At 48.1% G+C, this 25,521-nt stretch carries 19 protein-coding genes; 10 read left to right on the top strand and 9 right to left on the bottom strand.

All coding sequences use genetic code 11. The features are described 5' to 3' along the window. Positions 1-31 precede the first annotated feature (31 nt). Both H3H32_RS36145 and H3H32_RS36140 read right to left on the bottom strand, forming a co-directional pair. A complete protein-coding gene (locus H3H32_RS36145) occupies positions 32-5,425 on the bottom strand; it encodes a fibronectin type III domain-containing protein (RefSeq protein ID WP_182460527.1) in 5,394 nt (1,797 codons plus the stop codon). Between the two features lie 241 nt (positions 5,426-5,666). Further along, positions 5,667-6,122, bottom strand: a complete 456-nt coding sequence (locus H3H32_RS36140) for a hypothetical protein (RefSeq protein WP_182460526.1) — start codon at positions 6,120-6,122, stop codon at positions 5,667-5,669. Between the two features lie 116 nt (positions 6,123-6,238). Between H3H32_RS36140 and H3H32_RS36135 the strand changes: the two genes are divergently transcribed. Further along, on the top strand, positions 6,239-6,748 hold the full coding sequence (locus H3H32_RS36135; protein WP_182460525.1) for a GNAT family N-acetyltransferase: 510 nt from the start codon (positions 6,239-6,241) through the stop codon (positions 6,746-6,748). Between the two features lie 122 nt (positions 6,749-6,870). Here the strand turns inward: H3H32_RS36135 and H3H32_RS37710 are convergent, their stop codons facing one another. Next, positions 6,871-7,191, bottom strand: coding sequence for a transposase (locus H3H32_RS37710; protein ID WP_240543595.1), 321 nt, complete (start codon positions 7,189-7,191; stop codon positions 6,871-6,873). 380 nt (positions 7,192-7,571) lie between these two features. Here H3H32_RS37710 and H3H32_RS36125 point away from each other — a divergent pair, with 380 nt between their 5' ends. Then, positions 7,572-8,099: a hypothetical protein gene (locus H3H32_RS36125; protein ID WP_182460524.1), complete on the top strand. Its 528-nt coding sequence runs from the start codon at positions 7,572-7,574 to the stop codon at positions 8,097-8,099. Between the two features lie 8 nt (positions 8,100-8,107). Here the strand turns inward: H3H32_RS36125 and H3H32_RS38095 are convergent, their stop codons facing one another. Both H3H32_RS38095 and H3H32_RS38090 read right to left on the bottom strand, forming a co-directional pair. Next, positions 8,108-9,511 (bottom strand): carboxypeptidase-like regulatory domain-containing protein, encoded by a 1,404-nt coding sequence (locus H3H32_RS38095; RefSeq protein ID WP_309547129.1) that lies wholly within the window; start codon positions 9,509-9,511, stop codon positions 8,108-8,110. Next, positions 9,498-11,666 carry a carboxypeptidase-like regulatory domain-containing protein gene (locus tag H3H32_RS38090; protein ID WP_309547128.1) on the bottom strand — a complete coding sequence of 723 codons (2,169 nt, stop codon included), beginning with the start codon at positions 11,664-11,666 and terminating at the stop codon, positions 9,498-9,500. Before H3H32_RS38090 ends, H3H32_RS38095 begins: the two co-directional genes overlap by 14 nt. A 212-nt stretch (positions 11,667-11,878) precedes the next feature. Between H3H32_RS38090 and H3H32_RS36115 the strand changes: the two genes are divergently transcribed. Beyond that, on the top strand, positions 11,879-12,157 hold the full coding sequence (locus H3H32_RS36115) for a hypothetical protein (RefSeq protein ID WP_182460523.1): 279 nt from the start codon (positions 11,879-11,881) through the stop codon (positions 12,155-12,157). Between the two features lie 142 nt (positions 12,158-12,299). Continuing rightward, complete coding sequence (locus tag H3H32_RS36110) at positions 12,300-12,635, top strand: PIN domain-containing protein (protein ID WP_182460522.1); 336 nt, start codon at positions 12,300-12,302, stop codon at positions 12,633-12,635. Here H3H32_RS36110 and H3H32_RS36105 read toward each other — a convergent pair. Beyond that, positions 12,632-12,925 (bottom strand): putative quinol monooxygenase, encoded by a 294-nt coding sequence (locus H3H32_RS36105; RefSeq protein ID WP_182460521.1) that lies wholly within the window; start codon positions 12,923-12,925, stop codon positions 12,632-12,634. The two genes, H3H32_RS36110 and H3H32_RS36105, sit on opposite strands and share 4 nt — an antisense overlap. A gap of 339 nt (positions 12,926-13,264) precedes the next feature. Here H3H32_RS36105 and H3H32_RS36100 point away from each other — a divergent pair, with 339 nt between their 5' ends. From H3H32_RS36100 to H3H32_RS36085, 4 genes are all read left to right on the top strand, one after another. Then, positions 13,265-14,236 (top strand): aldo/keto reductase, encoded by a 972-nt coding sequence (locus H3H32_RS36100; RefSeq protein WP_182460520.1) that lies wholly within the window; start codon positions 13,265-13,267, stop codon positions 14,234-14,236. An 86-nt stretch (positions 14,237-14,322) separates the two neighbouring features. Further along, positions 14,323-15,006 (top strand): response regulator transcription factor, encoded by a 684-nt coding sequence (locus tag H3H32_RS36095; RefSeq protein ID WP_182460519.1) that lies wholly within the window; start codon positions 14,323-14,325, stop codon positions 15,004-15,006. Then, positions 15,003-16,280, top strand: coding sequence for a sensor histidine kinase (locus tag H3H32_RS36090; protein ID WP_182460518.1), 1,278 nt, complete (start codon positions 15,003-15,005; stop codon positions 16,278-16,280). The genes H3H32_RS36095 and H3H32_RS36090 overlap by 4 nt, the downstream gene beginning before the upstream one ends. A gap of 66 nt (positions 16,281-16,346) precedes the next feature. Next, positions 16,347-18,542: a TonB-dependent receptor gene (locus H3H32_RS36085; protein WP_182460517.1), complete on the top strand. Its 2,196-nt coding sequence runs from the start codon at positions 16,347-16,349 to the stop codon at positions 18,540-18,542. A 74-nt stretch (positions 18,543-18,616) separates the two neighbouring features. On the opposite strand, the gene H3H32_RS36080 is transcribed toward H3H32_RS36085, so the two are convergent. Together H3H32_RS36080 and H3H32_RS36075 are read right to left on the bottom strand one after the other, a co-directional pair. Continuing rightward, on the bottom strand, positions 18,617-20,641 hold the full coding sequence (locus tag H3H32_RS36080; RefSeq protein WP_182460516.1) for an alpha-amylase family protein: 2,025 nt from the start codon (positions 20,639-20,641) through the stop codon (positions 18,617-18,619). 165 nt (positions 20,642-20,806) lie between these two features. Continuing rightward, positions 20,807-21,529 (bottom strand): SDR family oxidoreductase, encoded by a 723-nt coding sequence (locus H3H32_RS36075; RefSeq protein WP_182460515.1) that lies wholly within the window; start codon positions 21,527-21,529, stop codon positions 20,807-20,809. Between the two features lie 264 nt (positions 21,530-21,793). Between H3H32_RS36075 and H3H32_RS36070 the strand changes: the two genes are divergently transcribed. Together H3H32_RS36070 and H3H32_RS36065 are read left to right on the top strand one after the other, a co-directional pair. Further along, entirely contained in the window at positions 21,794-22,162 is a 369-nt protein-coding gene (locus H3H32_RS36070) for a DUF8478 family putative metalloprotein (protein WP_182460514.1), read from the top strand. A 139-nt stretch (positions 22,163-22,301) separates the two neighbouring features. After that, positions 22,302-24,785, top strand: a complete 2,484-nt coding sequence (locus tag H3H32_RS36065) for a TonB-dependent receptor (protein WP_182460513.1) — start codon at positions 22,302-22,304, stop codon at positions 24,783-24,785. 117 nt (positions 24,786-24,902) lie between these two features. On the opposite strand, the gene H3H32_RS36060 is transcribed toward H3H32_RS36065, so the two are convergent. Then, positions 24,903-25,430: a YdeI/OmpD-associated family protein gene (locus tag H3H32_RS36060; protein ID WP_182460512.1), complete on the bottom strand. Its 528-nt coding sequence runs from the start codon at positions 25,428-25,430 to the stop codon at positions 24,903-24,905. Positions 25,431-25,521: the final 91 nt, after the last annotated feature.

Here is a 25,521-nt window from a genome sequence, read left to right as displayed (position 1 = left end):
TTCTACTAATCTTGTTAATCCTGTCGAAAATTCAGTTTCCCATTTTTATGCTTGATCCTATTCCAAAGGTGAGTTTGGCTCCCGTTTCGTAGCGTATGGTCAATGCTTTTGCCACATAGGCGTTTGGAATGACGAGTGCGTGATTCAGTTTCACCTGATCGGTCAATGTGGGAATGCGATTGCAGGACCATACCGTTGGGTCATCCCAGGAACCTGCCCGAACGGTATAGATATTAAGTGAACAATCATCACCCAGTTTAAAAGAAGTGGTTAACTGAAACGGCGAAACACCTAAGCATTGGCTGCGCACTTGCCATTCATAAGTAGCAGTAGGCCCTAACCCAGTTAGTACATAATTTGTAGTTGTAATTCCCGAAACGCTAGTCCAGGCCGATTCGCCAAGGACACGCCACTGTAACTCATACGCTACTTCTTCGCCCGATCTGGTCCAGTGCAGATTCACAGATGTGGCAGTCAATGGTTCCGCCCCAAAGCCCCCCGGCATAGCACAGGCTGTTTGAAAAACCTGAGATGCAGCATAATACATAGGCTCGCAGTCTGTGTGAAGCTGCCATTCGTAACTTGTATTATTCGTTAAACCAGTCAATGTGTATGGCGATGTAACGGAGCCGGGGACGTTTGTCCAGGAATTAGTACCCATAATCCGCCACCGCAAACGATAAGCTAATAATGAGTTGGCCTGCCAGTTTAGTCGAGCAGTACCAGAGGTTATGTTTGTCGTACTTTTATAATCATTGTAATAGTACGAGTCCTGACATTGAGGAGTAAATGGACGTATTAACACAAATTCACCATTGTTGGCAACAGCACAGGCAGACCGAATCCGAGCTTCATACGTTGTCCCCGTTGTTAAGCCTGTTAGTGTATAAGGAGACGTTACGGTAGGAATATCCGTCCATGTTGTGGCTCCTACAACCCGCCATTGTAACTGGTAGGAAAGATCTGTTCCATACCATCCTAACTGTGCCCGATCGGGGGCTAATGGATTTATCAACTGTATCAGAGGAGGCTCACTGCACTGTGGTATAAACTGTACGGGAATAGCATACAAGGTACTATTCCCCTCACAACTAGCAGACACAGACCATTCGTAAAGTGTATTCGCTGTCAATCCAGTCAGGGTATAACTAGTCGATGTAACCCCTGTTACGGTAGTCCAGGTAGGTACCCCTACAACACGGTATTGTACAGAGTATTGCGCGGAAGTCCCCTCCCACCTCAATTGAACCGATTGAGGTGTCATATTGAGGGTAAACATCCCATTGGGCACCTGGCAGTTTGTTCGGAATGAGCTGGGGTAAGTCACATTTGTTACATTGGCAGAGCATATTGTTTGTAGTCGCCACTCATAAATCACGTTATTGGTTAAGCCAGTCAGTGAATAGGCCCCGCCAGTCACTCCTGCTATGGTGTTCCACTGAGTTGTTCCTGCCACACGCCATTGCACCGATACAGGGGCATCGACAGACGTCCAGGTTAATTGAGCCGATGTACTTGCAACAGCGGATACGCGCGCATTCAAGATTGAAGGACAGGACGGTTTCGCAGATAAAGTGGCTTCGTACGTTACAGCATTATCGCCAACATAACTAACCCGGATATCATAGATTGTACCTGTAGTTAAACCTGTCAATAGGTATCTTTTAGTTGAGAGCGGCCCTGTTGTAGTCCAGCTTCCACCGCTTACCCGCCACTGCAAGATGTAGTTTGTACGATCGGGACCTGTCCAATTCAGGCGTATGGCCTGATACGATGAACTATCCGTATAGATCGAAAGTGCCGTCGAACTAACAGGCAGCGTCATAAAAGGGAAGACGTTCGGCGAGGCCAGATCATTAGTCGAACAGGCTCCCTGAAGTTTATATTCGTAAGTCGTACCGGGTGTCAGCCCGGTTAACGAATAAGCATAACCGGTCAGTCCATTTACAACGTTCCATGGCGTACTTGCACTGGCTTCCCGCCATTGTAAATTAACGTAGACATTGTCTGGATTAGGCCTCCAGACAGTGGAAACAGACTGAGTTGTAGCGGCATCCGGATGAGAATTCCATGGACTATAACATATGGTTGCGAATGTATTAATTGACGAAACGGTAGACGTTGAGCCGAACTCACAGTTGGCTCGAATACGCCATTCATAGGTTGTATTATTGGTTAAACCGGTCAGTGATGTCGACGGACTCGTCAGGCCATTTACCTCCGACCAGATGACGGCACCGCTAATTCGGTACTGAACGCTGTAGGTTAATCCTGGAACCTGACTAGCTCCACTCCAGCTCAGTTGAGCACTAGTAGTGCCCACATTACTTGCGCTCAAAGATGTATAGCCAAGGTTAGGGCAACTTGTTTGAAACGATTGAAGGGTTGAAAAATCAGATAAATAGCCATTACAATCAGTGGCAACCTGCCATTCGTAGGTTGTATTATTCGTCAGGCCCGTCAATGAATAGGTTGATGTTGCCACCGACAAAGTCGACCAAACTGTTGTGCCCACTATTCGCCACCGTAACGAATAGGGTTTACTGGATGGTAAGGCCGGATTACTCCAGACTAATTGGGCCGTCGTTGGGCTCGTTTCCGCAGTATATACATAATCAAAAGTTGCCTGGCAGACTAATCCAAACGTTGACGTCGCGGAAAAATCAGATACGACAGTTGGCGAACAGGTTGCCCGCACCCGCCATTCATAACTAGATCCAGTTGTCAGTCCGGTTAACGAATACGCTGTACCAACGATACCAGTTACCGATGTCCAGTCTGATGTTCCAGCAATCCGGTATTGCAGCTCATGGACAATAATAGCCGCATCACTCTCATAGATAGCAGGGTACCTCCAGGTCAATTGTGCTGACGAAGCCGATACTACGCTTGCCTTGTTGACAATAGGTGGAGTTATACATTGTACAACTATCGTTGCCACATTCGAATAGTCGCTTACAATACCCGACCAACATACCCGCTGGACTCGGTACTCATAAACAGTACCCGGACTAAGGTTTGTTAACAGGTAAGTGCTACTCTGCACGCCATTAACTGTATTCCATGCACTAGCGCCCACGGCTCTCCATTGAACGTCGTAACCTGATGCTGCAGTAGAGTACTCCCAGGAAACGGACACCGATGTGTTCGTTCGCTGATAACTATCTATACGCGGAGGAGTTGGACAGGCCGTTATAAATGTTGGCCCATCCACGAAATCTGAATAAACTGAAGGTGAGCAAATTACCCGAACTCGCCATGCGTACGTTTTGCCAAACGTTAAGCCATAAAGTCTATACTCTTTAGGCATCATGAATGGGAAGATACCAAAATTACGGTCAGTTTCAGTTCCTTCGGGCCGTAGTCCAACCCAATCGCCACCAGCTATATCACGATATTGTATCTCATAAAGACTAAAACTAGTAGCATTATCCCAGGTTAATTTTACCGAACTGATATCGATATCTCCCACGGCAAGGCCAGATAATGAAGCCCCACACTGTGTATGAAAGGTTTGTATCCCCGAGAAATCGGCTGCTCCACCTATCGAACAACCCGACCTGACTCGCCATTCATAGGTTGTGTTATTACTAAGCCCTTTAAGAGCATAATAGGGCGTTGCCAAATCGGATAATAGTGTCCAGTCAGCCGCTCCAACTACGCGATACTGAACCTCGTAAGGAGGATAGGTCGATGATCCACCCCAACCTATAACAGCAGATGAAATACCAATGCTGTTCGTATAAAAATAGGTTGGTGATGAACACGTTAACGTAAACGTTTGATTGGCGGTAAAGGCAGAGGCAACCTGATCTGAGCAGAGTTTACGCACCCGCCATTCATAAGAAACATTTGCCTGTAAACCCGTTAGGGAATAACCCGTAGAAGTAATACCCGATACCGTTGTCCAGTTTGTTGTATTGGTAACCCGCCATTGCAATTCATATTGGGCACTGGTTTCGCCTGCATTCCAGGACAGGTCGATGGTTGTGCTTGTGGCATTCGCACTCTGGGTGTATGTTGGTGCATTACAACTCGTTTGAACAGGTTGAGCTGTAGCAAAATCGGAATAATCCGTAGGGGAACATACTTTACGCACCCGCCATTCATACACTGCTGCGGGCGTTAAACCCGTAAGCGTATAGCCCGTGTAAGAAATACCAGCTACTGAAGACCAATTAGTTGCCCCCGTGGTACGCCATTGTACTTCAAATGGCCCACCATCGGTAGAATCCCAGGATAGTTCTAGTCCGCCCGTTGCATTTGGCGAGCTCCTGGCACCTGTAGGAGCCAGACATTGGGTAGAAACCAGTTGCAAAGGTGAATAATCTGACATCGCCGAAGCCGAACAGACCGTTCTTACACGCCATTCATAGGTCTTATTATTCGTTAATCCCGTCAGGCTGTAAGGCGATTTGGCTAACGACACCGTATTCCAGGTAGTTGTTCCAGACGATCTCCATTGAAGCTCACTCGCCGAGGCCCGCCATTGCAAGACAGCCGAATTATTGGTTACTGAACCGGAAGACAGAAAACTGGGTAATGGACAACTGGTCTGAAATTGCTGTATATCGGTGAAGGCAGATTTTGATGTAGCCGAACATGCCGTTCGTACTCGCCACTCGTAAGTAGCTCCATTAGTCAGGCTAGTCAAAACGTATTCAGAAAGCGAAATACCTTCTACCAATATCCAGTCTGATGCTCCGGTTAGACGCCATTGTAAGTCAAAATGAGCGTTGGTCTGAGGGCTGTCCCATTTGAGTTCTACAGCATCGGGATTAGTCAGCGTTAGTCGAGGATTGGTAGGAGGCTTACAATGCGTTTGGAAAATCGGCCCTGTCACAAAATCAGACGTTGCAGCTGCCGAGCAGGTCGTCCGAACCTTCCATTCGTAGGGGGTTTCATCAGTCAAACCTGAGAGCGTAAAGGAATTACCAGCCAGACCACCTATTACTGTCCAGGTCGTTGCACCTGTTGGTCTCCACTGTATTTCATACGTAAACCCGCTAAGCGTTGTATACCAATTGAGCTGTGCCGATTGATGCGTCACATTGGCTATGGCCGGATTACTGGGCGGATCACATTTCGTCTGAAAGGTAGATACATTACCGTAAACCGATGTATCACCTGCTGCACATATAGACCGCACATGCCATTCATACGCAGTATTATTCGCAAGTCCTGTTAGCGTGGTATATGTAGTTGTCTGTACCGGAGGATTAGTCGTCCAGGTTGTACTCCCCGATATACGCCATTGTATCTGATATATTGGCGAACTACTACCAAAGTAGAACCAACTTAAGTCAGCCGATTGATGAGTAATACTATACGTATAAGCGTATTGGGGCGCCTGGCAATCGGCATAAACGAATGTGCAGGATAAGGTATAGCTTATCAGCAAAAAGATCAGGTAACGAATGTTCATGGATAGAGTAAGAACTTGGTATGGAGCTCTATTGCCTAAAGCAACAATTTAACCAAATCTCTAACTCGTTATTTATAAAATTCCACAAATAGTCTCTATCTGATACATTAGTATGACGAGGGTTTAAAAGGAGATAAATTCTTCAGATAGCTCTCTAGCAATTACAATAGGACGCTCTGCTTCAGAGCTACGGGTCGCTACTAGAAGCAGATGATTGGTATCGGTGTGCAACCGAATAAATTTACTTACGCTTCAAAAATCGATAAGCGGCAGCCGTTGCCAGTCCACCAATCAAATACCAACCAATAGTCATGGCAACCGTGGCTGGCGTGCGGCTACTAGGTGCTGTCCCCAGACCCAACGGGCCAGGTAAGCCTACTGCACCCACTCCTGCCACAACGCCTAAAGCAACGCCAGCGGCCAGCGCATGTTTAGGTTTTGCTAGGCCTATCAGGCTGTAGTAAAGCGTATTCGATACGAGATCACCTCCGAGTGCCCAGTCGTGAAGTTCGTCATCAGAAGGTACCTTGGCATCGGCTTTTTTGAGAACCTTCTTCATCGCCCGCATACCCAGTATATCAGCTCTCGGAGCCTCGTCAATGAATTGGCGAGCCGTTTCATGCAAGATCGTTAGTGCACAGGCACCAATCAGGCCGCTGCCCAGCGACGGTAGGATTGTTTTGTTTAAGTCAGTCATATTGGCTTAACTTGTAAGCTATTCCGAATGTTATCGAGCCTCAGAGGCTTGTTAGCCAGAGGCTCCTAAAACCCTGCTTTTGCCTAGTTTTTCAATAGACAACCTGCTTCTTTTTTATGAAATTTTCGTTCCGAAACGACCGGACAGACGTAGCATTTGATGTATTGCGTGAGGTTGGTCAATGGCTCGTTGACAATGGCCAGGAGCTCTGGCAAATCGATACACTCACCCCAGAAAATCTACTGGATGAGAACACAACGGGCAACTTGTATGTGATGTATGTGGACCGTGAAGATGGTACCGAACCAGAGCCCGCTGCCGTATTCATTCTGCAGTGGAAAGATCCGCTCTATTGGCCCGACGTTCCTGACAACACATCTAGTTTCATTCATAAGTTAGCCATTCGTCGGGCTTTTGCCGGGCAAAATCTATTTGCGGCTATCATTGATTTCTGGAAGAGCGAATGCATGTTACGAGGTATACGAACTCTTGAACTAGAGACCGATGCAAGCCGCCCCAAACTCATGCAGTTTTACGAACGCTACGGCTTCAAACCGACCCATCAACGTCAGATCCATGAATTTGGACAAACATTTCTTTGCCAGTATTATGTAATGGTATTTTAGTTCTGGCGCTGCGGGCACTGGCGCGAGTATTCACTCGTGCCTTTTCATAAAGCAAGCATTCGCTTGCGTCAGTAAATACTGACCACATAAAAGGCACGAGTGAATACTCGCGCCAGTGCCATTTACAACACAATCACATCAATCAATCCCTTTCGTCCAGCATAATTGCGGGCGCTACTATACAAGTAATCTTCTGGCTCATCTACAAATCCGGCCTCAACAGGATTATTATGAATGTAAGCTAGCTTCTGCTCAAGCATATTGTTTGTAGATAATTCGATCGGGTGAAACCCCTGTTGCCATAATTGATGGACATTATTCGCTGGGTTCTGCTGGCCAGCTCGCTTGAAAATCCAGCACATCCAATTCCGGCGACTTTCTTCACTATCCTGCTCAATGATAGGAAATAGCAGAGTAGACGTATGCCGCTTCATATCCCGCATAATGTATTCGATTGGATTTTTGTTGGTCCCCAACAATCATATGTAAGTGATTCGTCATCAGGCAGTAGGCATATAGCTCCAAACCTTTTTCGGCTATACAATAACGTATACTATCGAGCACAATGTCTTTGTAGTGACGACGAGTGAATACATCAATCCATTGAACAACGGTACAGGTTATGAAGTAAACTTTTGACTGATCTCTGACTTTATATTTTCTACTCATTATATATACTTTTCTATCTTAAAAGTATATATAATTTCATTATGGCGCGAGTATTTACTTGTGCCTTTTATTTAGCAAGCATTCGCTTGCGTCAGTGAATACTGACTTTATCAAAAAGCACGAGTAAATACTCGCGCCAGGTGCTTATAGTCCCATGCGTTCGCTCGTCATTTTATTTATTTTCCTGAGCATAGCGAGTTGCCAGTCTAGTTCGCAACCGGAGCCGGTGCAGTACAGTGTGCCTACGGAAGTTGAACCGTACCTGAAATCATTTCGGGATGAGGCTAGCAAGCGTAATAAATCCGTTTCAACGGACAATCTGATTGTTACATTTGGATCGGCTCAAAGCGAAGATGTTTGTGGCCAGTGTATCCTCGAGACGGGTAAAACGCCCCAAATTACGCTGAGTTCTGATGATTTTTGCTGGAAAACCGCCAGTGTGAATGAGCGGGAATGCCTGGTTTTTCATGAGTTGGGGCATTGCCTGCTGAACCGGGCGCACAAAACAGAGAAATTTCCAAACGGTGCCTATGTCAGCCTGATGAATCCTGATAATGTAGCCGTTTATGCCACCTGCCGCTATCCGATCGGGGGTGATGAATGCGATAAACGCGACCGCCGGGACTATTACATCGATGAGTTATTCGATGCCACTACCCCAACGCCAGTCTGGGGAAACTAGTCTGTTGATTACTGCACCCGAATTAGTTCGGTCACGACAATGGGGCGACCATTTTCGGTAATCCCCTGTAACGTTATACGCAGCGTTCGTACAACATCTGACATCGGGAAAACTAACTGGCTATGCCCCTCACTATCGGTCTGTATCAGTGGCTTCCAGTAGAGCACATCACGGCGGTCAATACGATCAGGTACCGCAGGCGTTTGGGTTTCAATGGTGTATTTTGGCATATAGAACTCCCGCTGAACCGAGGCATAACCAATAAGTTGCAAGGGTTTCATACCGCCCTTTTCTGGGCTTTTCTGTTGATCGGGCCGGAATCGTTTCGTGTAAAAGGCAATAACGCCATTGCCCCCCCGAACGCCATAAATACCTGCCGTTCCGCCATTTTTCAGGACTTCGATACGCTCTATATCACCCGGATTAAAGGTTAATAAAGCCGTCCCGTCATTATCCTGAATGGTCATTCCATCAACTAAATACAGCGGCTGTGTACCACTTTTCAGCGTACCTACCCCCCGAACTATCACATGGTAATTCTGTGTAAGCGGATCTTGTGTAACACTTACACCCGCCACCTTTCCCCGCATCATTTCGTAGAGATTGGCAAATCGGGGAGATTTTTCATCGAAGACAAGCGTAGCATCAGCTTCACCATGCAGGCTCGATCGCTGAACATCCAACGGGCGTTCGTCCAGTTTCCGGGCTCGAACAGTAACAGTTTGCAAAAGTTTGACTGTTTTATCCCGGTACAGATCGGCGTCATTCTCCTGGCGAGTCCGGGCAGCGGCTAATTGAGCGTGCAGGCTGGTCCAGTTAGCGGGAATGTTCGTCGTATCAGGTTTCCAGAACGTCCAGGGGCCATCCAATACCAGATGAGCGTCTTTATCGGCAAAGTTTTTCAACTGGTGATCGGTAAGCTGAGTCATCAATTGCACCGTATCCGCAATTTCCAGACCCGCCAATCGAAATCGCCCCCGATCGTTTGTTCCAGCCGACCGTACAAAGGAATGCTCCGGAACCGTAGAAGCCACCATCACCTGTGCACCTGATATGGGCTGATTTTTCGCATTCAGCACTTTCCCCATCAGCGACACTCCACCCAGAAGTTCAGTTGATGAGGTGCCACTTACCCGTCGCCAGCCCTGTGTTAACAGCAGATCATCAACAGCCCGGCGTGTTTCCAGTGAATTATCTTTCAGGTAAACATTAGGGCTCTCGACTCGTCCACTTAATTCGCCCGTCAGCAATAAATGGGTTTGGATCGTTGCCGAAGCCGTATCGTCAGGAACTTGACCCGCATCGGTAATCGAGGCCGACAAAACAGCCATCGTTGGTAGCCCTTCATCACTCATATTGATACTCAAAATAGCCTGCTCCCGAGGCTGATAGCGAGGTTTATTTAAGCCCAACAGCACCCGTAGAGGGGGGGGAATGATCCGGAATAAATACGAGTCGCTCGGCCTGAGGACGGGCGGCCGCGTTATAGAGTGTAATCTGATTCAGCCCCGCAGGAAGCCCTTCCACGGGCAAACTCACCCGAGCGATTCCATTCTGTAACAGAATTTTCCGCTGATCGACCAGGCGACCCCGCTGTTGGATAAGGACGTACACCGAATCCAGTGAAGGTAAATTCGTCCCCGTAATTGTTAAGGCCAATCGATTTGTATCGCTCACAACATCAGCCGAGAAGTTATAGCCCTCTTTTTCGGCCGGGGGGAGCGGCACCAGCTGATGCTGACCATTATGGACAACATCAGCATAGTATTTTTTATCCACTTCGGGCGTCATCACAAAGCTTCCCATCCCGAACGCATTGACCGTTACGGGGCAAACCTCTTTGCCTTCGTTCGTAACAACCCGTCCCGATGCCATGACGCCTTTTCCATCTGGATCAACCAGTTTAACACCCAAACGGGCTGGTAAGCCAATGATCCAGCGCCCCCCTTCGGGCAAAACCTGCACATCCAACGGTTTGAGTTCTGCATCGGTCGGCTTCAGTAATGAGATCTGACCTAAGTTATTCACGGCAATTGACCGCTCAAAAGCAGGGCGAATTTGTCCATCATCTTCATCCGTATAAGCGCGCAACCGATACGTGCCCGACGCCAGAGAATCTGAGAATCTGAAGCTTCCCACTGCCCGCCCATCCGTTACCCGTAGCCATTGGTGCTGTACGAGTTTACCCGCTGGCGTTAATACATCTACATGCATGGCCGTTTCGCCAAAAGGTCGGCGGTTTGTAGCGGCATCAAGCAAATAGGCACTCAACCACATCCGGTCGCCAGTAGCATAGAATGGTTTATCGGTGTGCACGAATATCGACGGAGCCAACACCCGAAAGCGCTCGTTAAACGCATCCGCAATCCGCTTCTGGCGGGCATCGGGCAACAGAAACCGTCCCTGGGCAACAATGGGCGCATTAGTCACCGGATCAATATCTCCTCTTGTTGGCTGCCAGTCGGCGGGAAGCATGGTCGACAAACGGTCGTCGGACAACGACCCAGAAATCAACATCCCATTCGGTATTGTGATTGTTCCGTCCGTCGTCAATTGTAGTTGTTGGGCGGGCAATTTGATTTCTGAGTAAGCGTAACGGGCATCCATATACGGCGAGTACAGGGATACGGCATTCGTATAAAACACAATCAATGTCTTGTCTGATACCAATTGTCGTTCGAACGGTAGGCGACCCGGCCGCATTAACTCCTTCAATTTCAAGGGTAACAAATGCCCTTTGGTCGTATCTGTCCCAATTGACCCGGCCAGAACTATCCGGTTGGCTATAGATTTCATCGGCAGTACCGCAGGGTCTTCCTGATAAACCAGAAAGCCCTCCTTTTCATAGTTCCCTTCGACCAGGCTAGCCATCAAGTGCCGAGTGGAGCCTTTGTAGGCAATCATCCGATTTCGTCGGAATCGCTTCGCCTGTCGCTCATCAGCGGGTTTCATTTCTTCGAAATGGATGGTACCGGCATAATACACCTTCTTGAATGATCCATCGAAATAAAGAAGCTCGTATCTCAACTTGTAGCCTAACGCCTGATTTTCAATAACGAGCGGTTCTGATGCTGTTGCTTTTAATTGTCCAGCCTCTTCTTTGAAGCTGAGCACATCGCTGTTCATAATCAGGCATTGACTCCCAAAAGGCTCGCCGAGCAACTGACGTTTAAATTGCCGAAGGTGCCGCTCCCATTTCTTCTGATTACCCCGAACGGTTACCGTCAGCAGTGTTTGGTCGCTAGGTTTAAGGCGAAAATTAGCTTTGTTATTTTGACTGGCATCCAGACGTAACAGCCGTTGCTGCGGGTGATATCCAACGAAAGAGGCCACAATTTCTACTGTACCCAGCGGCACGCCGGAGAGCGAATAATAGCCTTCTTCGTTTGTGACGGTGCCGCGTGTGCTGCCATTGAGGTACACATTGGCAAACGGCATGGCCTTACCTGTTGTGGCATCGGCTACAGTACCGGTTAGGGTAGTTGTTGTTTGTGCAAATGCCCATGAAGAGGCCAGGCAGATTAGCAGACAGACAGTCAGATAAACAACAGAAAGCCAGCGATTCATCAGGAGTTCACAGTTAGTTTCTCATCATGCAGAAGGCAAACTGTAAGTGGTTTTACTCAACTCATCGACGGACTAATTTCTTCTAATTGTTCGCCCGAAAAAGCTACGGCCCGTTCGGCAAATAAGGCCTTGGTAGCGGCCCAGGTTGTACAACTCTATTCTTATTTTGGCTGTTTATTGTGATATTGCATACTCATTAAATGACGCGAATTATGTTATCTGTTCGAGAAGCCGCCAAGAATGCCTTAAATTTTTATAAGGATATTTATCCAAACATTAGTGGAGAACTGGTAGAAGAAGTTGAACTTGATGAAAGCCACAAGTATTGGCTTATAACGCTTAGTTTCCCTGTTGGCGTAGATTCCGTTTCTCCTCTTTCAGCAGTACTTCTCCCTAAAACAGTAAGAAAATATAAATTATTTAAAGTCGATGCTCAAAATGGAAACGTCGAATCGATGAAGATTAGAACCCTGACCAATGACGTTGAATGATATACGGAATGCTAAAGGGCTTCTGATCGACACAAACCTTTTAGTCCTATTGGTGATAGGCAGTTTAGATGTCAATCAAATTCCAACCCATAACCTCACCAATAAATATACCCAAGAAGATTACCACCTACTGGTTTCTTTCATGGAACGTTTTAAGATACTAGCCGTAACACCTAACATTTTAACTGAATCCAGTAATCATCTGGAAAAATATTCCTATAAAGGTCAACAAGCATTGTCAATACTTCAGAACATTGGCCAAGCGATGAGTGAAATTTTCTCAGACAGTATTTTTACAATGAATGCTTACCCAAAAAGCTATCTCAAATTTGGCTTAAGTGATTCTGTTATACACTGTTTGGCTGAGCAGGACTATCTAGTACTTACAGACGACATGAATCTTTGTTATTATCTACAGGGGCATGGGCTGCTTGCTTTCAATTTCAATCATTTGCGAACAGACTCCCTACTACACTAAATTTCTTCTAATTGTTCACCCGAAAAAGCTACGGCCCGTTCGGCAAATAAGGCCTTGGTAGCGGCCCAGGTTGTGCGGAAGAGCTCGCTTTTTCGGTAGGCTTCGAGCGCGTCGGCAGATGTCCACAGGCTATAGGTCATGCGAACATTGGGCTGGTCGGGATCGCGGAGAAGTTCAAGATGACAATTGCCCGGAAACGAGCGAATATGCTGCTTCGAGGCATCAAAAATAGTGTGGAAGTCAGCGAGTTTCCCTTCCTGAAATGTCATACGAACAATCCTGGTAAGCATAGTTTTATTTTTAACCACAGAGACACAGAGAATACTAAGTTTTAAATTAGTCATTCGTTTAACAACTTACTTCCTACTTTTGATGGCATAGGACTCATTCCCTTAGAAATATAAGCTAGTAAAATTCTCTTTTTTTGCCTGAAAATGGGGTTATTTTTTGTCATTCCGACGAAAGGAGGAATCTCGAAGTCGCATATTAGTCAAGCTTGACCGGGCCGCCGGAACGGATTCCTCCTTTCGTCGGAATGACAAAAAATAATCAATTCCAGCTTTGTTAAGAGAGCCAAAAGAGCTTTAAAACTCTATGTTCTCTGTGTTTAAATAATAAACCCTTACTTTATGAATTACCGTACTTTTGGCCGAACGGGCTGGCAAGTGTCTGAAATTGGCTATGGCATGTGGGGATTGGCCGGCTGGACTGGTTCTGATAAAGAAGAAGTGCTGCGGGCCCTTCAACGCTCGGTTGAACTAGGCTGCAATTTTTTCGATACAGCCTGGGCCTATGCCGATGGCGTTAGTGAAGAAATTCTCGCCCAACTGCTAAAAAACAACCCCGACAAGCAGTTATATGCAGCCACCAAAATTCCACCTAAAAATCGCAATTGGCCTTCGAAGCCCGAATTTAAGCTGGAAGACGTTTTCCCTGCCGATTACATTGTTGAATACACCGAAAAAAGCCTGAAAAATCTCGGCGTTGACACCATTGATCTACAGCAATTTCACGTCTGGGAAGACAGTTGGGCCGAGCAGGACGAATGGCAGGAGGCCATCACGAAATTAACCCAACAGGGAAAGGTGCGCGCCTGGGGACTGTCGGTGAACCGTTGGGAGCCGGACAACTGCCTGAACACCATCCGCACTGGGCTCATCGACGCCGTTCAGGTTATTTATAACATCTTCGACCAGAACCCCGAGGATAATCTGTTTCCCCTTTGCCGCGAAATGAACATCGGCGTCATTGCCCGCGTCCCATTCGATGAAGGCACCCTGACGGGCACGTTCACCAAAGAAACTACCTTTCCAGCCAGCGACTGGCGTTCGACTTATTTTGTACCGGAGAATTTGAATAGTAGTGTTGATCATGCCGACGCGCTTCGGCCACTGATTCCATCGGGCATGACCATGCCTGAAATGGCTCTTCGCTTTATTCTGAGCAACCCCGATGTACACACGACCATTCCGGGTATGCGCCAGATTCGGAACGTAGAGGCTAATATTGCGGCAAGCGACGGAGCTGGTCTATCGCCCGAAGTATTGCGTGAATTGAAAGGCCATCGCTGGGATCGCACCCCAACCGAATGGAGTCAGTAACTCAATGATGTATGATATATGATGTAGGATGTGTATTATCGAATTTGCGGACAATCATACATACTACATCATATATCATACAACCTATGAAAATTCTCTTAGTCGAAGACGAACCGGACTTACAGAAGGCGGTTTGCCACTATCTGGAAGGCGAAGGCTATATCGTTACGACTGCCGATACCTATTGGCAGGCCACGGAGAAAGCGCATGATTATGACTACGATTGTGTAATCGTCGACTTAATGCTTCCGGGCGGCAACGGCCTTGACCTGGTCCGTGCGCTCAAAAAGCGGCAATCTACGGCGGGCATCATTGTCATAACGGCGAAAGATGCGCTGGCCGACAAACTGACGGGCCTCGATGCCGGAGCCGATGACTACCTGACGAAGCCCTTTCACTTACCCGAGTTAAATGCCCGATTACGGTCTGTACTCCGCCGACGGCTGTTTGGTGGTCAGGCATACGTACAGGCGGGTGAACTTACCCTCTGGCCCGATCAGCAACGGGTGAGTATTCACGATACGGATATTAAGTTGACAGGAAAAGAATACGAGTTATTACTCTTTCTGGTCACGAATGCCGACCGGCTCCTATCGAAATCCGCCATTGCCGAACACGTTTGGGGTGATGCGATGGATGCCGCCGATTCGCACGAGTTCCTCTACACGCACGTCAAGAATCTACGTCGGAAGCTCATTAACGCGGGTTGTCCTGATTATATCCAGACGCGTTATGGGGCTGGCTATGTTTTCTCCACCCGAGCGTCATGAGTCTACTTGGTCAAACCGCCCGTTATCTACTACTGACGGCCTTGTTCATCGCACTGGTCGGCTCGGTGGGTTTTTATACGCTTATCCACCGAAAAATTCGTCACGAAGTTGATGAGATTCTAACGGCAGAAGTAGAACAAACCGAACTGCGAATTCAACACCAACCACTCAGCAAAGTTTCGGATTGGGACGATAACCCACGCATTGAACCTGCCACCAACTCCTTACGGCCCCATTTTAGTGATATTATTCTGCCGGATTCATTAGCTACAAATGAACCGGTTCAGATTCGCCAACTCCAGAAAACTGTGTCGGCAAACGGCCAGCTATATTTAGTAACGGTTCGATTACCCTACTACGAGTTCAACGAACTGGCTCGTGAGATGTCGGCCGGAGTCATTATTGGTTTTCTGGCGCTAATGGTCTTATCAGTAGCCATTGGTTTGGGGTTAGCCCGTCGGTTATGGGGACCATTCTATGTCACCATCAACCAGCTTGGCAGCTTCCGGCTCGACAGTACAACAGATCAACCCTTCCCGGAAAGTCGCGTTCGGGAGTTTGGTTTGCTTAGTCGCTCCCTGAGTGAACTGACGCAGAAACTGCGTCGGCAATTTTCGTTGCAGAAACAGTTTACCGAAAACGCATCGCACGAACTGCAAACCCCACTGGCGGTGGCTTCGGCAGAATTGGACTTCCTGATGCAATCGGAACGGCTCAATGAAACGGATCACACACACCTGCAACGGGCAACAGACGCACTTAGTCGGCTGAGTCAACTGAACCGTTCGTTACTGCTGCTCACCCAGGTTGAAAATGACCAGTTTTCAGCCGATGAACCGCTGGATTTTAGTGCCCTGTTGACGCAGTACATTGCGGAGTATGAGCCATTTTTCGAGCACAAAAACATGACCATCGAACGGTCGATTTTACCAGCCGTACAGTTGCACATTAATCGACAACTGGCGGTTGTACTGGTCACTAATCTACTAAAAAATGCGGCCCGTCATGGAGGTGCCCGGCTGGGAGAAACTAGCGGTTCTGTCGGAATTACGTTAACGACAAATTCCCTCACGGTTCAAAACACGGGTGCCCCTCTCCCATTCGCCGACAATCTATTATTCAATCGGTTCGTCAAAAATCCTGCCCGCCCAGACTCAACAGGGCTAGGTTTAGCGTTAGTGAAACAGATTGCGGATCGGTACGGCTTGTTGCTAACGTATGAGTACAACAACAAAAGCGGAGTGCATTCATTTCAAATAGGATTACAATCGTAGAAGAAAATCAATTCTTCAAATTCTCTTCATAATTCATTCTTTACTTGCCGACAAAATCTGTATGGAATGAAACTAGTTGTCCTTTTTACGCTACTCGCCCTGGCGATTACACCCGTATTTGGCCAGACCAATCGGGTTATTCGGGTTGAAGATAGTCTCACCCACGAACCTGTCATTGCGGCCACGGTTCAAACTTCCACGAAGCCAGTCATTGGAGCTGTTACAGACGTCAATGGCGTTGCCCGAATTCCCAATTTGCCAGCGGAAGTCAAAACCCTGACGGTTAGTGCTGTGGGTTATGAAACAGAAGCTTTTCCGCTAACAGCAGGAGCCGATACGCTCGTTTTTCGTCTGAAAGCCGCGGTAGAAGCCATTGACGAAGTAACGGTGACCGGCACCCGTACCAACTCGCGCATTGAGGATTTGCCAATAAAAGTTGAAGTTCTCGGTCAGGAAGATATGGACGAAGAAAGTGCCGTAGTGCCCGGCAACGTAAGCAGTATTCTGGGCGATATTTCGATCATTCACGTTCAGCGGACATCGGCGGTTAATGGCAATCAGGCCATTCGGATGCAGGGACTTGATCCGAAATACACGCAGATTCTGCGCGATGGCTTACCCTTGTACGAAGGCTTTTCCGGAAATCTAGGGGTTCTACAGATTCCACCACTCGATCTGAAACAGATTGAAGTATTCAAAGGCTCGGTCTCGACGCTTTATGGTGGAGGAGCTATTGGTGGCATGATCAACATCGTATCCAAATCGCCGACGTCCGAGAAACCGGAGTTCACCGCCTTGCTCAACCGATCGAATCTGAAAGAAACGAACCTCAACGCCTATTATTCACAACGCTACGGCAAAACGGGCCTGACATTGTTTACAGGCTATACCGACCAGAAAGCAGTAGACGTGACGGGCGACGGTTTTACCGATAGTCCGGGGATTAAGCAATTTAATTTCCACCCTAAATTTTTCTACAACCCCTCCGATCGCACTAAACTCAACATTGGTTACGCCTTTACGAATGAACACCGCGAAGGTGGTTATCTCCCTGCTCTGGAAGGTTCGTTGCCCAATGGTTATCAGAACCTAACCGACCTGCAACGACACACGGTTGACTTCGATATCAATCATAACACGTCTGAAACAAATACGCTGACGCTGAAAGGAGCAGTCAGTACATTTCACCGCCAGAATACGGATTACCAAAAACTGTCCGACGGGCGGCAATCGTCCATCTATCTGGAAGGCAACAACTTAGCCCGGCTCGGAAAACATCAACTCATTGTTGGCGCCAACCTGACCGTAGAGGCTTTCCGAAAAAATCCCGACAGCACCCGGCTTGTCGATTATACCTACCAGACCATCGGCGGATTTGTACAGGATGATTGGCAGGTAGGCGAAAAAGTGGCTATACAGGCAGGGCTTCGGCTCGATCATCACAATACATTCGGTAGTTTTCTACTGCCCCGGCTGTCGGTGAAGCTGAAACCCGCTGAGCCCTGGACCATTCGATTGAGCGTTGGAACGGGTTACAAAACCCCGAACCTGTTTGTCAACCAGACGCCCGGTGCTTTAAATGTCAGCTTGATTTTCCCACGGCTGCTGCCTATTGATGTCAATGCCGTAAAAGCGGAACGATCCGTTGGCGGCAACATCGACATTGCGTATTCCAAGTCGTTCGAAAGTGGCATTTCGCTTCAGGTCGATCAGGCGCTTTATTACACCTACGTCAACTCGCCAGTGGTGTCGGCCTTTGCCAGCACGTCGAATAATCTGGGGGCTTATACGCAACTCATTAACGCCCCCTATAATATTCTCAGTCTTGGCACCGATACCTACGTTCGACTGGAATACAAAGCGTATGAACTGTATTTCGGCTACAATCATACTCTCGCCCGTCGCGACGGCCCAACTGATAACACCTATTTACCACTGGCTCCGCAAGACAAATTTTCAACTACGGTAGCCTGGGAAAACGACCATTTCCGGTTTGGTATCGAAACCAGTTATGTTGGCACACAATACCTGTATAACAACCAGAAAGTATCGAATTACTGGTTCTTCGCCGGAGCCGCCGAATACCATTACAATGATCACTGGCGACTGGTGTTGAACGCCGAAAACCTGTTCAACATTAAGCAGGCCAATTATGAAACCGTTGTTCTCGGCTCGAATCCAACGGTTCAACCCACCTTCCGCCCTATCTGGGCACCGCTTGAAGGCAGAATTGTGAACGTAGCGTTGAAGTTCACTTTGTGATGTAGGATGTAGGGTGTATGATATATGGCGTCGTCTGGAAATATATCATACACCCTACATCATATATCCAGCCCTCACTCAACAACCAACACCGAGTGCACACCCAATTCCGGTACCGTCACGCTGGCAATACCACCTTCATAACGAATCGATAATACCTTGTTTTCGGGTTGCTGGACAATGCGTTTGGGCTTTGTAGCCGTGCGGAGTCGAACGGTTAGGTTCGCGAGGGGTGGCACTTCATCGTAGGTAAATACCTGCGGGTCAGCATGGCGACCGCCCGTATTAATCAAGTTAACAGCCAATCGGTTGTGTTGACGATTCAAAACCACATGTACCAAATGTGAACCAGTCACCTCAACCAGAGGCTTAGGCAGTAACGAGCGGGTTAGCGACGAAATAAAATCCCGTAGTTTCGTCGACTGGTGTTTTTCATAATCGCGACTCAGATCAGCATATACGGCCGTTATTTGGCCTTTCCCAAACGAGGTTTCGGTAGCAATAACGCCCTTCACGAGATCACCGGTTTCCGATTTTAGAAATTGATCAAGAGCTTTCGTATTCTTGCCCCCAACACGCACAGGCTGGAATGGCCCCGTGAGTACAACAGAGGCTCCCTTATGCAACACCCATTTGGGCCCTTTCGCCAATGCATCGGTCGTCGCAACGCCCAGTTCTGTAGCAAATGAAGACGTTGTTTGAACACCTATTAACAGCAGATGACCGCCCTGACGGGTATAGTCAAGTAGTTCCTGCCGAAACGCTGGATTTAGGGAATCCTGCTGCGACACCACAATCACCGGATATTGATTTAGTCGTCCCTGAAGATGTTGCTCCGAGAGCACTTCAACAGGCAGCTGTGCATCCAGAAGAGCCGTTAGCACGCCACTGATCCGTTGCGTTTGCCCATTACCAAAAAGCCCTTTGTTGAATGCATTAACGGTCGAATTAGTATACAGTACCGCAATTTGCGGAATGGGCGTGCTTCCTTCGCAGAAAGGTTGGCGGGCCCGTACAAACTCAGCTAATTTTGTCATCACAGGCAATTCACGAAGGCCAATTGAGGCATCACGACGCTGCTGGTAATACGCCTGAAAACCACCGCCAAGTGAGATTATTTCGGCGGCTTCCTGCATCAGATGAACCGCTGTTTTCTGATCGCCCTGCCGCTGAACGGGGTTAAATTCATACCAGAAACTCCACGACATCAGATCCCAGGGTTTGCGGTAAAGTTGACCTTGTGCAGCCATAACCCGTCCTTCCAGAGCCGCCGAGTTGACGCTGTTACTGGGCGTCAGGTCGCCCGACAGAAAGTCGACATTGGTTTTTATGGGTTCCGGCATCATAGACGAATACGCCCAGTTCGACGCGATTCTGAACGTTGGCCGATGTCGATGGACAACATCCGTATAATGCCCAATATACTGAGTAAACGACCGGCGAGCAAAGTCCATAAACTCTCTATAATCAGCATCCTTCTCCGAACGCGGTACGGTTTTAATACCCGTCTCAGCCCGAAATTTCGCCAGTGCCGTTGGTGAGTAATCCAGCACCGTTGCCCAGCACTCACCATCGACCCACACGCCATCCGCACCGTAATTGGCCAATTCGTTCAATTGCGGAATCAACAACGAGTCAGCGTAAGGGCCATAAACGGAGGTTTTCGATTTATCGATAGTGCCATCAGCCTTTTGGACTGCCCAATTGGGATGTCTAGCCAATACTGCATCATCGTACACACCCGAATAATGCAGATACAAATCGACGCCATGTTTACGGGTAACAGCCCGGTAAAATGCCAGCGGGTCTTTAACGATGTGTGGAGCGACGGTTGCCGTAGCTACTTTCGATGGATAGCTCGACACACCGGGATGCCCTTTGCAGTCGATCTGGATAAAATCAGGCTTGACCGCCGTTAGCAATGAATCCAGGCTTTTTTCAGACAGATTTCGCCCAATCAGCGAATCTTCGACTACGGCATGAAAATCGAAATGGAGACCGAAGTACCGCTTTGATGCGGATTTAGCAGGATTTACGTTTGACTGCGCAAGGGCATGAAAACTCGAAAGGGCAAAGAATATTGCGAGAAAAGCCTTCATTATCGGTGGGTTGATTGCAATCAGAAATTCGGTATCTGGCGCGGGTATTCACCCGTGTCTTTTCATAAAGTCAGCATTTGCTGACGCCTATGAACTTAGCCAATATGCCAGTGAATACTGGCTATATGAAAAGGCACGGGTAAATACCCGCGCCAGATATTTCAATCAATACTCCTGCGATAACGGGTGCACCATGAATTCGTCAATGACCACATGCGCCGGGCGGCTGACAATAAACAGCATCGATTCGGCCATGTCTTCGTTCTGGAGCCAACTCGCCCGTTTGTCTGAGCGATCACCTTTGGCGTGGAAATTCGAGTCTACCAGACCAGAATAAACACCCGTCACTTTAATGCCAAACGAACGAACTTCTTTCCGCAGTGCACCCGTGAACGCTTCCTGTGCGTACTTGCTTGCCGTGTATAACGATCCACCCGCGAAGGTGCGCTTGGCTACGTCCGATGCCACCACAATGATATGCCCCGAACCTTGTGCCTTCAGGCTTGGTAACGCAGCTTTGGTCAGGATAAACGTACCTTTTACGTTGGTAGCCATCAGGTCGTCCCACTCGCTGACGGTGAGTTCATCTACGTTTTTGAAAACACCGTAACCCGCGTTGTTGATAACGACATCAATGTGTTTGAATTGGTCAAGGGTAGTTTGCACAACCGATTCCATGTCCGATTCATTGGTAACATCGCCGGGAACGGCTACAATTTTACCCCGAACATGCCCTTCGGTGGCTTCTTTTTCGAGTTGATTGAGTTCATCGGCGTTGCGCGCGGTTACAACAACATTGGCACCGTGTTCGGCTAAGAGCAAAGCTGTTGCCCGGCCAATTCCTCTCGAGGCTCCCGAGATGATGATAGTTTTATTTTCGACGGTCATAGGATTGATTTCTAAACCGCAACGGCGGCCCGGCGCAAAGGTCGCTAAAAGTTTTTGACGGGATTTACAGGATAAACAGGATTTTCCTAGTCAATTAATCCTATTTATCCAGTAAATCCCGTCAGAAAAACAAATTCCCTCGCTCTCCAAGCCACAAAATGGCCATTTAATCAATGAAACATTTTTTTTAGACTCGTCTAAAACCAATTATAGTAAGCCTGCGTATCTTTGGTACAGGTTTGATAGACTGATTCCCACGAATCAATGCTCGGTTTGCTCCACATACATCGGTTGCGCGTAGCCCGTTTGCTGCTTGGCCTCTTTCTGGCGATGTGGCTCAACGGTGTGGTATTTCGCCACGCGCACCGCCTGCCGAGTGGTAAACTGATCGTCCACGCTCACCCTTACTGGCCTTTCGGGAAAGGGCCTATTCTTCCCAATAACCATACAGCGCAGGAAATTCTGCTGCTCGATCTGGCGGCTAACCTGCCCGTGGTTGTTGGTAGTTTCTTTGCGTTTTTATTTCTGCTACGGGAGCGTTTGCAGTCGGTTTTTCTGTTTAAGAATCGCTCCTTTCAGTCCCATTTCCGTTTCCGTTGCTTCTCTCACCGGGGTCCACCCATCGTTTGGTAAGAAATTTTAATGAATAGTGTATAATGGACAATGCATAATGGGGGAATAGCCTAATTATTCATTGTGTATTACTCATTATCCATTCCTTCTCCTTCATGCTGTATTCTCTGGAATACTTCACCAAACGTTAACACCCTGAATGAACAAATTTTTCCTGCTGATTAGCTTGGGACTCTATAGTCTTGGGCTAGGCATGTTGTATGCACAGCCATCTCCTACCCGAATTATTCACGGCTCAGTTACCGATGCCGACAATCATAAACCTATTCCGTTTGGCAACGTAAGCCTGGCCGGACAAAGTAAAGGGGCGATTACTGACGCTCGAGGGCAGTTTTCGCTCTCGATCAAGGCCGATACGTTAGCGCATGAGTTGATTATTTCCTGCGTCGGCTACAAATCCGACACATTACAAATTAGTGCCCAAACGGACCAGTACAATGCTATTTTACTCCCTGTTGTGAATGCGCTCAATGAGGTTGTTGTTACAGGAGTTACGCGCGGAACGCTTCTCCGCCAGAACCCCGTCGCGATTCTGGCCATTTCGTCGCGGGCCATCGAGAGTTCAAGTAGCAGCAATATCATCGACGTACTGGTCAAGAATGCACCGGGTCTGAACGCCGTTAAAACAGGCCCGAATATTTCCAAACCCTTTATCCGCGGCCTGGGCTATAACCGTGTGTTGACCCTTTACGATGGCGTTCGGCAGGAGGGGCAGCAATGGGGTGATGAGCATGGTATTGAGGTCGATAATTACAACATCAGCCGGGCAGAAGTAATCAAAGGACCAGCCAGTTTAATGTACGGCTCCGACGCGTTGGCGGGTGTGGTGAGCATGATGCCAAACTACCCAAAAGATACCGAAGGCAAACTCAAAGTTGGGATTGTAACGGAATATCAATCGAATAACCGGCTGTTGGGCGAATCGCTGAGTCTGGCGTCGGGTGGATCGCGCTGGGCCTGGAATTTGCGTGGTTCCATACGAGCCGCGACCACTTACACCAACAAGATTGACGGGCGGGTTTATAATACCGGCTTTTCGGAGCGAACATTAACGGCCATGTTTGGCTATTCGGGACACCAAGGGTACTCTCGTTTCGGCGCTTCACTTTACGACAATTTGCAGGGGATTCCCGACGGCAGCCGCGATTCATTGACCCGCCAGTTCACCAGACAGGTTGCCGAAGCCGATCTGGACGACATCCGGCATCGCCCAATTGTACCTGCCAGCGAACTGTCATCGTATAAGCTTAGCCCACTCCATCAGCACATTCAGCACTATCGACTCCATACCAATAATCACTATCAGATTGGCAACGGCGAGATCGATTTACTGCTGGCCTTTCAGCAAAACGTACGTCGGGAATACAACCACCCAACCCAACCCGATCAGGCTGGTTTATTCGTTCGGCTAAATACCTTTAATTATGGACTACGGTATAACCTGCCAAACCTCGGGAAGCTGGCAACAACGGTGGGCGTTAACGGAATGTATCAGTCCAACAAAAACAAAAATGGCACAGCTTTCCCCATCCCGGATTACAATCTCTTTGATGTCGGCACGTTCGTTTTCCTGAAATGGCAAGCCGAGAAGCTGACGTTGAGTGGTGGTTTACGCTACGACCGACGACGCTTGACCGGAGATGATTTTTACGTACGTGTCGATCCACGAACGGGTTTCGAACAACACGCAACTTTACCCGATACTACCAGATCAGCCTTGCAGTTTCCCGCTCTCCATCAATCATTTACGGGTATTTCGATGAGTCTGGGCGCAACGTACGAGTTTTCAGACAAGCTAGCACTCAAAGCCAATATTGCTCGTGGCTACCGGGCGCCGAGCATCACCGAAATTGCCTCTAACGGACTCGATCCCGGTGCCCATATTGTCTATATCGGTAACCGAAACTTCAATCCCGAGTTTAGTTTTCAGCAAGATCTTGGTCTGACAGCCACCTTTCCAGACGTCAATTTTGGGGTAAGCGTGTTCAATAACTTCATTCAGAACTACATTTCCCTCACGCAACTGGTCGATGCGCAGGGTGAGCCCGTCGTGATTGTGCCGGGTAACAAAACCTACCAATATCAGCAGTCTTCGGCTCAATTGTACGGCTTCGAAACCCAACTCAGTTTACATCCAACTACCTGGCGGGGCTTCACGTTCGACAATAGTATTGCACTGGTATACGGCTATAATCGGGGGCAGCGGTACACCGATGCGGGTGTTCTGGGCCAATATCTGCCTTTTATTCCTCCCCTACGCATATCGACAGGTGTCAGCCAGCTTCTTCCAACAAAGTCTAAATGGCTCACCGACATCACAATCAAAGCCGACGTGGATTATAACGCCCGGCAAGATCGATATCTGGGTCTGAACGATACCGAAACAGCAACGGCCGCTTACACGCTGGTCAATGCGGGTGCTGATGCGTCGATTCGTGTGAGCCAAAACAAGCCCGCCTGGCATGTGGTGTTTCAGGTCAATAATCTGTTCGACGTTGCTTACCAATCGAACCTGAGTCGGTTAAAGTATTTCGAATATTTCACCCAATCGCCCAACGGCCACCTCGGCATGTACGGCATGGGCCGGAATATCTGTTTGAAACTGATTTTACCGTTTAATTAGTCTGAACCAGGATTTATTTGATTTTACTGACCGACTGTGATTTTTATGATTTTAGCCTTCGGCTTTCTTTGAAAGCTAAATCACCTAATCTATAAAAATCAAGGTCGGTCAGTAAAATCAAATAAATCCTGGTTTAAAATGCCGGATCATCTCACCGAAATTCATTCCCAACGACAAACCTGTGACGGCCTGTGTCAGTCGTTTGGTTTTGGTATCGATGGTTTTAGCGTCTTCAATCCAGTTACTGAAGTAGTTCTGATGGCTAGGGCTCAACTTTCGGAAGTTCGCCAATGCGGTTGGATCGTCTTCTAAGCAATCGAGCAGATCAGCGGACTGCGGCAATGGATCGTTATCGACTTCAAGGGTGACCTTGATTTGTGTTCCTTCCTCTTCCTTCCCGATTCCCCGGCGCATGGTGGCGTTTATGGGCATCATAAAACCGCCATCTGGGTTTATGGATCGCCCCATCGGAAGTAGGGCAACCAGTTTAATGGGGTAATTGTCCAGCGTTCCCTTCACCCGAAACGACTTTTTCTGTCCGGGTTTCAGTTCATCGCTAATGGCAACCGGAATCTCGATGTACGTCCACCGGGTTTTATCTCCTTTTTCACCGAATTTCTGAAGGGTTGTTGTAAATGAGGGCATAGGTAAATGGTTGGGTATAGTCAGGATTTGTCAAGAATGGTCAGGGATTGCTTCGACGTGGAGTCGTGGTGTCGGTTACTAATAACCGACA

This window comes from Spirosoma foliorum, assembly GCF_014117325.1.
Classification (GTDB): Bacteria; Bacteroidota; Bacteroidia; order Cytophagales; family Spirosomataceae; genus Spirosoma; species Spirosoma foliorum.
The sequence above is the reverse complement of the archived record's forward strand: the minus strand, read 5'-3'. Positions and strand labels throughout refer to the sequence as shown.